The organism is Pseudomonas sp. P42 (assembly GCF_017973755.1).
Lineage (GTDB): Bacteria > Pseudomonadota > Gammaproteobacteria > Pseudomonadales > Pseudomonadaceae > Aquipseudomonas > Aquipseudomonas iridis.
Window position 1 is genome coordinate 300,168 of the sequence record NZ_JACOPU010000007.1, and the last position, 13,168, is coordinate 313,335.

Consider the following 13,168-nt stretch of genomic DNA (forward strand, 5'->3'; position numbering starts at 1 on the left):
CACAATGAGCGTTAGCTCGAGTAAAGCTCTTGATCTTGATCTCAGAGCCCGTCGGCAGGCTGAGCGGAGGGATTGATCCGGGGTGGGAGCGCAGCGACCGTTTGGCGAAGCCAAACACAGCGAGAGGAGGTGCAGCGAAGCAAACCGGAGACGCTGCGCCCGGATCGATCCCGGAGCGAAGGAACCCGAGCCACGGCGAGGGCCGAACGTCAGGGCAAAGCCTTTTTGGTTACTTTTTCGGCGTCTGGAAAAAGTGACCCGCCGTAAGGGCGGAACCAAAAGCAGCCATAACCGCAGCAACGGATATACACACAACCCGCCAGATATACCGAGATAGACACTCCCCCAAGAAAAACGATATTTCCGAAACCCCACAATTCCCCGCTAATCTCAACCCAAAACCACCTCCATACCCCCGGGGACTCCATGCCAAGATCCACCCTCAAACCGCTCTTGATCTCCCTGGCCCTGGCCACAACCGCCCCCCTGGCAAACGCAGCCACAACATTGGTCTACTGCTCCGAAGCCAGCCCCGCAGGCTTCGACCCCAGCCAATACACCAGCGGCACCGACTTCGACGCCTCCGCCGAAACCGTCTTCAATCGCCTCACCCAATTCCAGCGCGGCGGCACCGACATCGAACCGGGCCTGGCAACAAAATGGGACGTCTCCAACGACGGACTCCAATACACCTTCCACCTGCGCCGAGGCGTGAAGTTCCACACCACGCAATACTTCACCCCAACCCGCGACTTCAACGCCGACGACGTCCTGTTCACCTTCCAGCGTCTGCTCGACCCGCAAAACGCTTTCCGCAAGGCCTACCCCGCCGAATCCCCCTACTTCACCGACATGGGCCTGAACACCACGATCAAATCGGTCGAAAAACTCGACGAGCAAACCGTGCGCTTCAACCTCAACAACGTCGACGCCGCGTTCGTGCAAAACCTCGCCATGAGTTTCGCCTCGGTGCAATCGGCCGAATACGCAGCGCAATTGTTGAAGGAAGGCAAAGCCGCCGACCTCAACCAGAAACCGATCGGCACCGGCCCGTTCGTGTTCAAGCGCTATCAAAAGGATTCACAGATTCGCTACATCGCCAACAAGGCCTACTGGAAACCCGAGGACGTGAAGATCGACAACCTGATCTTCTCGATCACCCCCGACGCCGCCGTGCGCCTGCAAAAACTCAAGGCCGGCGAATGCCAGGTCAGCGGCTACCCACGCCCGGCCGACATTGAAGTGATGGAAAAAGACCCGAACCTGCGCGTGCTGAAACAGGCCGGTTTCAACCTCGGTTTCCTCGCCTATAACACCACCCACCCGCCGCTGGACCAGCTCAAGGTGCGCCAGGCCCTGGACATGGCCATCGATAAACCGGCGATCATCAAAGCCGTTTATCAAAGCGCCGGCCAGTTGGCCCAGAACGCCTTGCCACCCGCGCAATGGTCATTCGACCCGACCATAAAAGACGCGCCGCACGACCCGGTGAAAGCCAGGGCGCTACTGAAAGAAGCAGGGGTTGCACCGGGTACAACCATCAACCTCTGGGCAATGACCGTGCAGCGCGCCTCGAACCCGAATGCGCGAATGTCGGCGCAGATGATTCAGCAGGATTGGGACAAGATCGGCATCAAGGCCAACATCGTCAGCTATGAGTGGGGCGAATACATCAAACGCGCCAAAAATGGCGAACATGACGCGATGATTTATGGCTGGACCGGTGACAACGGCGACCCTGACAACTGGCTCGGCGTGCTGTACAGCTGCGCGGCAGTCAAGGGCAGCAACTACGCCAAATGGTGCGACCCGGCCTACGACAAACTGGTACAGCAGGCCAAGGTGTCCACCGACAAAACACAACGGGTACAACTGTATCAACAGGCGCAACTGATCCTTAAACAGCAGGTGCCGATTACCCCGATTGCCAACTCCACGGTGTTCCAGCCGCTGCGCAAGGAAGTCACCGACTTCCGTATCAGCCCGTTCGGTCTAACCCCTTTCTATGGCGTGGGTATAAATAAGTAACACCAAGCCCCAAGGCGGCGCGCACAACGTGACCAGCGCACCGTTTTGGGGCTTGATTTGCACCTTAAAAACCACCCGCAAACGGTCAAATGCGTCAGAAGTTACACAGATGCGACATTAAGGTACGTTCGTGCCACCGTTTGAGGCCGCCGACCGCTCTGGATCTTGCATTGGGTATGGCGCCTGCATAAGTATCCGCAGGCACGACTCACGAGGTCGTACCTCAAATCAAAAAATGACAACAAATCATGAGGCCAACATGCTTAAACACGCGGTCATTCCGTTTTTAGTCGGCGCAGGCTTGTTAGCCTCCGCACCTTTCGCATCCGCTGCGACTAACCTGGTGTTCTGCTCCGAAGGGAGCCCGGCCGGTTTTGATCCAGGCCAGTACACCACCGGAACAGACTTCGACGCCTCTGCCGAAACCATGTTCAACCGCCTGACTCAGTTCGAGCGCGGCGGCACCGCCGTGATTCCTGGTCTGGCGACCAAGTGGGACATTTCCGATGATGGCCTGACTTACACCTTCCACCTGCGTGAAGGCGTCAAGTTCCACACCACCCCGTACTTCAAGCCGACCCGTGAGTTCAACGCCGACGACGTGCTGTTCACCTTTAATCGCATGATTAACAAGGATGACCCGTTCCGTAAGGCGTACCCGACCGAATTCCCGTACTTCACCGACATGGGGATGGACACCAACATCACCAAGATCGATAAAGTCGACGACCACACCGTCAAGTTCACCCTCAAGGAAGTTGATGCCGCGTTCATCCAGAACATGGCCATGAGCTTCGCCTCGGTGCAGTCCGCCGAGTACGCAGCCCAGCTGCTAAAGGATGGCAAGCCTGCCGACATCAACCAGAAACCGGTCGGCACCGGCCCGTTCGTGTTCAAGAGCTACCAGAAAGACTCCAACATCCGCTTCACCGGGAACAAGGACTACTGGAAGCCTGATGACGTGAAGATCGACAACCTGATCTTCGCCATCACCACCGACCCGTCGGTACGTATTCAGAAGCTGAAAAAGAACGAGTGCCAGGTCACCCTGTTCCCACGTCCAGCCGACCTGAAAGCGCTGAAAGAAGACAAGTCGCTGAAGATGCCTGACCAGGCCGGTTTCAACCTGGGCTACATCGCTTACAACGTGATGGACAAGGTCAAAGGCAGCGACGAGAAAAACCCTCTGGCTGACCTGCGCGTTCGTCAGGCCCTGGACATGGCCGTCAACAAGCCGCAGATCATCGATTCGGTTTATCAGGGCGCGGGCCAACTGGCCGTCAACGCCATGCCGCCGACCCAGTGGTCTTACGACACCACCATCAAGGACGCCAAGTACGATCCTGAGAAAGCCAAGCAGCTGCTCAAGGAAGCCGGCGTCAAGGAAGGTACCGAAATCGTCCTGTGGGCGATGCCGGTTCAGCGTCCTTACAACCCGAACGCAAAGCTGATGGCTGAAATGCTCCAGTCCGACTGGGCCAAGATCGGCTTGAAAGTGAAGATCACCAGCTACGAATGGGGCGAGTACATCAAGCGTTCCAAAGGTGGTGAGAACCAGGCCATGATCATTGGCTGGAGCGGTGACAATGGTGATCCGGACAACTGGCTGAACGTGTTGTTTGGTTGCGACTCGCTTAGCGGCAACAACTTCTCCAAGTGGTGCGACAAGAAATTTGATGGCCTCGTCAAAGAAGCCAAGCGCACTACAGACCAGGGCAAGCGCACCGAACTGTACAAACAGGCGCAACACGTCCTCAAAGATGCAGTCCCAATGACACCTATCGCTCACTCGACGGTGTATCAACCCATGCGCGCCAACGTGCAGGACTTCAAGATCAGCCCATTCGGCTTGAACTCCTTCTACGGCGTCAGCGTCAGCAAGTAAAAAAAGCAGCGGCGACGATTTCAGCGTCGCCGCTGCTTTTTCTGCCGATTAGTTAGGAATTTGCCTACATCTGTTTCCACCCTGCTTTACCAGGGAGATACAGAATGTGTTGCCATTTCCTACGAGTCTTTAGGACTCAACGCATTTACTGCCAGATCCACGGTCCCTACCGTCGGGTTCTGACCAGTGCCTGTGTGGGCTAACGGTTTTGCTGTTCGTACTGGTTTGAGCTTGATGCAGCCACAACGTCCCTGGACGGGACCGCGGCGCATCGAAACAACACTAATAAAGAGGGAGCGTCATGCGCCATACCTTGGTTTTTTCCGCACTGCTGGGCGCCGGCCTGTTGGCCGCCACGTCCGCCAGCCACGCCGCCAGCGATAGTCTGGTGTTTTGCTCCGAAGGCAGCCCGGCAGGTTTTGATACTGCGCAATACACGACGGCCACCGATAACGACGCTGCAGAGCCGCTGTACAACCGCTTGGTCGAGTTCGAAAAAGGCGCGACCAATGTCGTACCGGGCCTTGCTACCCAGTGGGATATTTCCGAGGACGGTCTCAAGTACACCTTTCACCTGCGTGAAGGCGTGAAATTTCATACAACGCCTTACTTCAAGCCAACCCGCGATTTCAATGCCGACGATGTGCTGTTTACGTTTAATCGCATGCTTGATGCACAGCAGCCATTCCGTAAGGCTTATCCGACCGAGTTCCCGTATTTCAACGGGATGAGCCTGAACAAGAACATTGCCAAGGTCGAGAAGACCGGGCCGCTGACCGTGGAGTTCACGCTCAACAGCGTCGACGCCGCGTTCATCCAGAACATCGCCATGAGTTTCGCCGCCATCCTGTCCGCCGAATACGCCGACAAGCTGATGGCCGAAGGCAAGCCGAGCGACATCAACCAGAAGCCGATCGGCACCGGGCCGTTCGTGTTCAAGAGCTATCAGAAAGATTCGAACATCCGCTACACCGGCAACCCGCAGTACTGGGACCCGAGCCGGGTAAAACTGAAAAACCTGATCTTCGCGATCAACACCGACGCCTCGGTGCGCGTGCAAAAACTCAAGGCCGGCGAATGCCAGATCACCCTGCATCCGCGCCCGGCCGATGTTGAAGCGCTTAAGGCCGACCCGAAGCTGCAACTGATCTCCAAGCCAGGTTTCAACCTCGGCTACATCGCCTATAACGTGCGCCACAAACCGTTCGACCAGCTCGAAGTGCGTCAGGCGCTGGACATGGCGGTGAATAAACAAGGGATTCTCAACGCTGTTTATCAAGGCGCCGGCCAACTGGCCGTCAACGCCATGCCACCGACGCAATGGTCCTACGACGACACCATCAAGGACGCCGCCTTCAACCCGGAAAAAGCCAAAGAACTGCTCAAGGCTGCGGGCGTGAAGGAAGGCACCGAGATCACGCTGTGGGCAATGCCGGTTCAACGTCCGTACAACCCGAACGCCAAGCTGATGGCCGAAATGCTTCAGGCCGACTGGGCCAAGATCGGTCTGAAAGTGAAAATCGTCAGCTATGAATGGGGCGAGTACATCAAGCGCACCAAGAATGGTGAGCATGACATCAGCCTGATCGGCTGGACCGGCGACAACGGTGACCCGGACAACTGGCTCGGCACGCTGTACAGCTGCGACGCCATTGGCGGCAACAACTACTCCATGTGGTGCGATCCGGCTTACGACAAGCTGATCAAGGAAGCCAAGGTCGTCACCGATCGCGACCAGCGCACCGTGCTCTATAAACAGGCTCAGCAGTTGCTTAAACAGCAAGTGCCGATCACGCCTGTCGCCCACTCGACGGTCAACCAGCCGTTAAGCACACGGGTTGAAGGGTTCAAGGTGAGCCCTTTCGGCCGCAACGTGTTCTCGGGTGTCAGTATCGATTAACCCAACCGATTAGCCGCAACGCTGAGGGGGACTGTCTACCCCCCTCACGCAAGCGCTTTGCCTAAATTCGCCAATAGGGCCTTTTGCAAACGTTTGCGATGTGTGAACGAGTTCTAAACCAATAACCGGCCAACCCAAAAAAGCCGGCATAAAAAGAAAGTAAAGGAGCTTCACCCATGAAACTGAGCAGCACCGCGATACTGGCCCTGGCCATCAGCAGCATCACCGCCGGAGCCCATGCTGAAAGCGTTAGTCAGGACTTCATCCCGACGCAACTGGCCAGCACCAGCGCCCAATCCGAAGCCAAAGGCTTCATCGATGGCCAAAGCCTGTCGGGTTCGACCCGTAACTGGTACGCCAACGAAGAGAAAAAGCGCGGCGGCACCTTCAACTACGAGCGTCATGGCGATACCCTGACCGGCTCGCGCCGGATCAACTGGGTTCAGGGCACCATCCTGAACTACACCTCGGGCTTCACCCAAGGCACCGTGGGTTTCAGCACCGAAGTGGCGGCATACAACGCCATCGCACTGGATCGCAGCCGTGAGGACATCAAGGGCGGTTCCAACCGTACCCTCGCCCACTCCAACGGCGACGCTGTAGATCAGTGGAGCAAACTCGGCCTGGCCAACGTCAAGGCGCGTATCTCCAACACCACCCTGACCGCCGGCCGCATGAACTTCAGCAGCCCGATCGTCGACGTCATCGGCAACCGTCCGCTGCCTTCGAGCTTTGAAGGTGTGGCGATCCACAGTGAAGAATTCGACAACCTGTCGTTCGACCTCGCCACGTTCGACCGCGTGTCGCCACGTACCGAGCAGAGCCTGTCGAAATTCCGTACCGAATACAGCAACACCGGTGTTGAAACCGACCACGTCAACACTGCCGGCGTGAACTATCAGCCGCTCAAGAGCCTGAAAACCAGCCTCTACGCAACCCAGGCTGAAGACTTCTGGAACCAGTACTACTTCGGCGCCACTCACGAACTGGGCGACAGCTCGGTACTGAGCCTGACCACCGGCCTGAACTACTACAAGACCGTCGACGAAGGCAAAAGGTTGATGGGCGAGATCGACAACGACACCTACTCGCTGTCGTTCGGTCTGACTCACCAGGCGCACAGCCTGACGTTCTCGTATCAGGAAGTGAACGGTAACGAGTACTTCGACTACCTGCACGAAACCAACGGCATCTACCTGGCCAACTCCCTGCTGTCGGACTTCAACGGACCGAACGAGAAGTCCTTCCAGATCGCCTACGGCATCAACATGGCCGAGTACGGCATTCCTGGCCTGAAGTTCAACGCCTATAGCGCTCGCGGCTGGGGCATCGACGGTACTCACTACGTCGGTACCGCTTACGACGTGCGCAACATGGACGGCGAACACCACTACGAATACGGCGTCGGCTCCTCGTACGCCGTGCAAAGCGGCCCGCTCAAGGCCACCACTATTCGCGCGACCTACACCACCCACCGCGCCAGTGAAAACCAGGCTGACGGCAGCATCAACGAGTTCCGTCTCGTGACCACGATTCCATTCAACATCCTGTAAAAAACGCCAACCGACGGCTGACTCATGATGAGTCGGCCGCTCGGTTTTTTGTCTTCAACCGATTGCAGAGGGTTATCGATGAGAATGCTTCCCCTACGTGCGGCCGTCGCTGCCGCGTTGTTGAGCGCCGCCATCGGCGTCTCGGCCAAACCCTTGGTGGTCTGCACCGAAGCCAGTCCGGAAGGCTTCGACATGGTCCAGTACACAACTGCAGTCACTGCCGATGCGGTGGCCGAAACGATCTTCAACCGTCTGGTCGACTTCAAGCCTGGCACCACCGAACTGGTACCGGCACTGGCCGACTCCTGGGAAATCAGCGATGACGGTCTGACGTACACGTTCCACCTGCGCAAAGGCGTCAAGTTCCACACCACCGAATACTTCAAGCCGACCCGTGACATGAATGCCGACGATGTGCTTTGGAGCTTCCAGCGTCAGCTGGACCCGAATCACCCTTGGCACAAACTGTCGAGCGTGGGCTTCCCGTACTTTGAAAGCATGGGCTTCAAGGAACTGCTCAAGAACGTGGAAAAGGTCGACGACTACACCGTCAAGTTCACCCTGACCCGCCGCGAAGCACCTTTCCTGGCCGACGTGGCCATGCCGTTCACCGCGATCTACTCCGCCGAGTACGCCGATCAGTTGCTCAAGGCCAACAAGACCGGCGACCTCAACAACAAGCCTGTCGGCACCGGCCCGTTCATCTTCCAGCGCTACGCCAAGGATGCGCAGGTTCGCTTCAAGGCCAACCCGGAATACTTCCGTGGCAAGCCGCCCGCCGACGCGTTGATCCTGGCAATCGCCACCGACAACAACGTGCGCCTGCAAAAGCTCAAGGCCAACGAGTGCCAGATCGCGCTGTATCCCAAACCGGATGACATCCCGAGCATCAAGAAAGACAGCAACCTGAAGGTTGATGAACTGAACGCGATGACCGTTTCGTACATCGCCATGAACACCCAGCACAAATACATGAGCGACGTGCGCGTGCGTAAGGCGATCGACATCGCCTTCGACAAAACCGCTTACGTCAATGCGCTGTTCGGCAAGGGCAACGCGACCGTCGCGGTCAACCCGTACCCGGACACCCTGCTCGGCTACAACACCGAGCTGAAAAACCCGCCACGTGACCTCGACAAGGCGCGCGCCCTGCTCAAGGAAGCCGGGGTTCCGGAAGGCACCGTGTTTACCCTGTTTACCCGCAACGGCGGCGGCCCGACCAACCCGAACCCGATGCTTGGCGCGCAGATGATGCAGGCTGACCTGGCGAAAGTCGGGATCAAGGTCGACATCCGCGTCATGGAATGGGGCGAAATGCTTAAACGCGCCAAGGCCGGCGAGCACGACATGGTCTCGGCCGGCTGGGCGGGCGACAACGGCGACCCGGATAACTTCCTGACGCCTATGCTCAGTTGCGAAGCCGCCAAGAACGGCGAAAACTACGCGCGCTGGTGCAACGAGAAATTCCAGGCACTGATCGACGAAGCACGGGCTAAAGTAGATCCGGCCGAACGCGCGAAGCTCTACGAACAGGCACAAGTGCTGTTTAATCAGGATCAACCGTGGATCAGCATGGCCCACACGCGGATGTTTACTGCAATGCGCAACAACGTAGAGGGCTATCACATCAGCCCCCTGACAACTAATAACTTCGCCACCACCCAGGTGAAGTAGATAAGAAACTCCCGGCCTCCCTGATCCCAGGGAAGCCGGGCACGCCTAACCGGCTGATGAGGTACCACACAAGATGTTTAGTTTTATTGCCCGCCGACTGGGGTTGTTGATCCCCACGTTTTTCGGCATCACCCTGCTGACTTTCGCGTTGATTCGCATGATTCCTGGCGACCCCGTGGAAGTGATGATGGGCGAACGTCGGGTCGACCCCGAAATGCACGCTCAGGCAATGGAACGCCTAGGTCTGAACAAACCGTTGTATGCCCAGTACCTGGACTACATCGGCAAACTGGCCCAAGGCGATCTCGGCGAATCCCTGCGTACTCGTGAGAGCGTATGGACCGAGTTCACCTCTCTCTTCCCGGCGACCCTGGAACTGTCCATGGCCGCCCTGCTGTTCGCCGGCATTCTGGGCCTTCTGGCCGGGGTGATCGCGGCACTCAAGCGAGGATCATTATTCGACCATGGGGTGATGGGCATCTCCCTCGCGGGTTATTCGATGCCGATCTTCTGGTGGGGCCTGATCCTGATCATGTTCTTCTCGGTGAGCCTGGGCTGGACGCCGGTATCCGGGCGGATCGACCTGCTCTACGACATCGAGCCACGTACCGGTTTCATGCTGATCGATACGCTGCTGGCCGATGACATGGGCGCATTCCTCGATGCCCTGCATCACCTGATACTGCCGGCCATCGTGCTCGGCACCATCCCGTTGGCCGTTATCGCGCGGATGACCCGTTCGTCGATGCTCGAAGTGTTGCGCGAAGACTACATCCGTACCGCCAAGGCCAAAGGCCTGTCGCCATCGCGCGTAGTGTTCGTCCACGGTCTGCGTAACGCGCTGATCCCGGTGCTGACGGTTGTTGGTCTGCAAGTCGGTACTTTGCTGGCCGGTGCGGTCCTGACCGAAACCATTTTCTCCTGGCCCGGCATCGGCAAATGGCTGATCGAAGCCATCGGCGCCCGGGACTATCCGGTCGTGCAAAACGGCATCCTGTTAATCGCCTGCCTGGTGATTCTGGTCAACTTCGTGGTGGACATCCTCTACGGCTTTGCCAACCCACGCATCCGTCATCAGCGCTGAGATCATGACCATGACCACTCCAGCTTCAACTCAAAATCAAGCGGTAACAGTCGATCAAAGCCTGCTGTATCCGTCCCCGTACAAAGAATTCTGGCAAGCGTTTTCCAAGAACAAAGGTGCCGTTGCCGGCCTGATGTTCATGTTGCTGGTGATTTTCTGCGCGCTGTTCGCCCCTTGGGTGGCGCCGCACAACCCGAGCGAGCAATACCGTGACTTCCTGCTGACGCCACCGGCGTGGCTTGAAGGCGGGCAGATGCAGTTTTTGCTCGGCACCGATGAACTGGGCCGTGACCTGCTGTCACGTCTGATCCAGGGTTCGCGCCTGTCGCTGCTGATCGGCTTGTCGTCGGTCGTGATGTCGCTGATCCCGGGGATTCTGCTCGGTCTGTTCGCTGGTTTCTTCCCGAAGATGATTGGCCCGACCATCATGCGTCTGATGGACATCATGCTGGCCCTGCCGTCCTTGCTGCTGGCTGTGGCGATTGTCGCCATCCTCGGCCCTGGCCTGATCAACACCGTGATCGCCATTGCTGTGGTGTCCCTGCCGTCGTATGTGCGTCTGACCCGCGCAGCGGTGATGGGCGAACTGAACCGCGACTACGTGACCGCCGCGCGCCTGGCCGGTGCCGGTCTGCCACGCCTGATGTTCATCACCGTGCTGCCCAACTGCATGGCGCCGCTGATCGTTCAGGCAACCTTGAGTTTCTCTTCGGCGATTCTCGATGCCGCGGCCCTGGGCTTCCTCGGCCTTGGCGTACAACCGCCAACCCCTGAGTGGGGCACCATGCTGGCCTCGGCCCGCGATTACATCGAACGCGCCTGGTGGGTGGTGAGCCTGCCTGGTTTGACCATTTTGCTCAGCGTGCTGGCAATCAACCTGATGGGCGACGGTCTGCGCGATGCGCTGGACCCGAAACTCAAGAATGCCGCCTGAGGAGATTCAAATGTCACTGTTGGAAATCAAGAATCTCAACGTTCGCTTCGGCGACAAGAACGCTGTGCCGGTGGTCGATGGCCTCGACATCAGCGTCGACAAGGGCGAAGTGCTGGCCATCGTGGGCGAGTCCGGCTCGGGCAAATCAGTGACCATGATGGCGCTGATGGGCCTGATCGAGCACCCGGGGATCGTCACCGCCGATGCGCTGAATTTCGATGGCAAGAACATGCTCAAGCTGAGCAACCGTCAACGTCGGCAGATCGTCGGTAAAGACCTGGCGATGGTCTTTCAGGACCCGATGACTGCGCTCAACCCGAGCTACACCGTCGGTTTCCAGATCGAAGAAGTGCTGCGCCTGCACCTGAAAATGTCCAGCAAGCAAGCACGCAAACGCGCCATCGAACTGCTGGAAAAAGTTGAAATCCCGGGCGCGGCCAGCCGTATGGACGCCTACCCGCATCAACTGTCCGGCGGTATGAGCCAGCGCGTCGCAATCGCCATGGCAATTGCCGGCGAGCCGAAACTGCTGATCGCGGATGAGCCGACCACTGCACTCGACGTGACGATTCAGGCGCAGATCATGGATCTGCTGCTGGCGTTGCAGAAAGAGCAGAACATGGGCCTGGTGCTCATCACTCACGACCTCGCCGTCGTCGCTGAAACCGCCCAACGTGTATGCGTGATGTACGCCGGCCAGGCTGTTGAAGTCGGTCAGGTACCACAGCTGTTCGACATTCCGGCGCACCCGTACAGCGAAGCGCTGCTCAAGGCGATTCCGGAACACAGCCAGGGGGCTGACCGTCTGGCGACACTACCGGGCATCGTTCCCGGCCGTTACGACCGTCCGCAAGGTTGCCTGTTGTCGCCGCGCTGCCCGTACGTGCAGGAAAGCTGCCGCGCGCAGCGTCCGACCCTTGATCCGAAAAGCCACAGCCTCGCCCGCTGCTTCTACCCGCTGAACCAGGAGGTGGCGTAATGGCCGTCGTACTTACCGCCCGCGACCTGACCCGTCACTACGAAGTGTCCCGAGGCTTGTTCAAGGGCCACGCGACCGTGCGCGCGCTTAACGGCGTGTCATTCGAACTGGAAGCCGGCAAGACTCTCGCGGTTGTAGGCGAGTCGGGTTGCGGCAAATCCACTTTGGCGCGCGCCCTGACCCTGATTGAGGAGCCGTCGTCCGGCTCGTTGAAAATCGCCGGCCAGGAAGTTGCCGGCGCCGACAAGGCCCAGCGCAAGCAACTGCGCAAAGACGTGCAGATGGTGTTCCAGAGCCCGTACGCCTCGCTGAACCCACGGCAGAAAGTCGGTGATCAACTGGCCGAACCGCTGTTGATCAACACCAACCTGTCCGCCGCCGAACGTCGCGAGAAAGTCCAGGCGATGATGAAGCAGGTCGGCTTGCGTCCCGAGCATTACCAGCGTTATCCGCACATGTTCTCCGGGGGTCAGCGCCAGCGTATTGCGTTGGCTCGGGCGATGATGCTGCAACCGAAAGTGCTGGTGGCGGACGAACCGACCTCGGCGCTCGACGTGTCGATTCAGGCGCAGGTGTTGAACCTGTTCATGGACCTGCAGCAGGAGTTCAACACCGCTTACGTGTTCATCTCGCACAACCTTGCGGTGGTGCAACACGTGGCCGATGACGTGATGGTGATGTACCTCGGTCGCCCGGTGGAAATGGGCCCGAAGAACGACATCTACGAACGCCCTCTTCACCCGTACACCCAAGCGCTGCTGTCGGCGACCCCGACCATTCACCCGGACCCGAACAAGCCGAAAATCAAGATCGTCGGCGAACTGCCCAACCCGCTGAACCCGCCACCAGGCTGCGCTTTCCACAAGCGCTGCCCGTACGCAACCGAGCGCTGCAGCACGGAAGAGCCGGCATTGCGCTTGCTCGACAATCGGCAGGTGGCTTGCCACTACGCCGAGCAGTTCCTCGACGGTGCGGCGTAAGCAGATCCGGGGAAAAGGCAAAAACCTGGGGGAACGGGCCTGCCCGCGATGACAGCGTGTCAGTCACCTGATTTGTCGACTGACACACCGTAATCGCGGGCAAGCCCGCTCCCACAGGGGATGATGTTGAATTCAGCGATGGCGTAACAAG

The 13,168-nt window shown here is 58.5% G+C and carries 9 protein-coding genes; all 9 read left to right on the forward strand.

Going from position 1 to position 13,168, the window contains the following annotated elements:
* Window positions 1–426 precede the first annotated feature (426 nt).
* The 9 genes from H8B20_RS23500 (at window position 427) to H8B20_RS23540 (ending at window position 13,017) form a co-directional block, all read left to right on the forward strand.
* Complete coding sequence (locus H8B20_RS23500) at window positions 427–2,028, forward strand: ABC transporter substrate-binding protein (protein WP_210624767.1); 1,602 nt, start codon at window positions 427–429, stop codon at window positions 2,026–2,028.
* A gap of 259 nt (window positions 2,029–2,287) precedes the next feature.
* Complete coding sequence (locus tag H8B20_RS23505; RefSeq protein ID WP_115147472.1) at window positions 2,288–3,913, forward strand: ABC transporter substrate-binding protein; 1,626 nt, start codon at window positions 2,288–2,290, stop codon at window positions 3,911–3,913.
* 301 nt (window positions 3,914–4,214) lie between these two features.
* The gene (locus tag H8B20_RS23510) at window positions 4,215–5,813 is read left to right on the forward strand and encodes an ABC transporter substrate-binding protein (protein ID WP_150595068.1); all 1,599 of its coding nucleotides are present in this window, start codon (window positions 4,215–4,217) and stop codon (window positions 5,811–5,813) included.
* Between the two features lie 176 nt (window positions 5,814–5,989).
* Complete coding sequence (locus H8B20_RS23515) at window positions 5,990–7,366, forward strand: OprD family porin (RefSeq protein ID WP_210624768.1); 1,377 nt, start codon at window positions 5,990–5,992, stop codon at window positions 7,364–7,366.
* Between the two features lie 78 nt (window positions 7,367–7,444).
* Complete coding sequence (locus tag H8B20_RS23520; RefSeq protein ID WP_210624769.1) at window positions 7,445–9,040, forward strand: ABC transporter substrate-binding protein; 1,596 nt, start codon at window positions 7,445–7,447, stop codon at window positions 9,038–9,040.
* A 73-nt stretch (window positions 9,041–9,113) separates the two neighbouring features.
* Window positions 9,114–10,124 carry an ABC transporter permease subunit gene (locus H8B20_RS23525; RefSeq protein WP_042557626.1) on the forward strand — a complete coding sequence of 337 codons (1,011 nt, stop codon included), beginning with the start codon at window positions 9,114–9,116 and terminating at the stop codon, window positions 10,122–10,124.
* 10 nt (window positions 10,125–10,134) lie between these two features.
* Window positions 10,135–11,058, forward strand: a complete 924-nt coding sequence (locus H8B20_RS23530) for an ABC transporter permease subunit (RefSeq protein WP_210624770.1) — start codon at window positions 10,135–10,137, stop codon at window positions 11,056–11,058.
* 10 nt (window positions 11,059–11,068) lie between these two features.
* Window positions 11,069–12,037 carry an ABC transporter ATP-binding protein gene (locus tag H8B20_RS23535; protein ID WP_042557624.1) on the forward strand — a complete coding sequence of 323 codons (969 nt, stop codon included), beginning with the start codon at window positions 11,069–11,071 and terminating at the stop codon, window positions 12,035–12,037.
* Window positions 12,037–13,017 (forward strand): peptide ABC transporter ATP-binding protein, encoded by a 981-nt coding sequence (locus H8B20_RS23540; RefSeq protein WP_042557623.1) that lies wholly within the window; start codon window positions 12,037–12,039, stop codon window positions 13,015–13,017. Before H8B20_RS23535 ends, H8B20_RS23540 begins: the two co-directional genes overlap by 1 nt.
* Window positions 13,018–13,168: the final 151 nt, after the last annotated feature.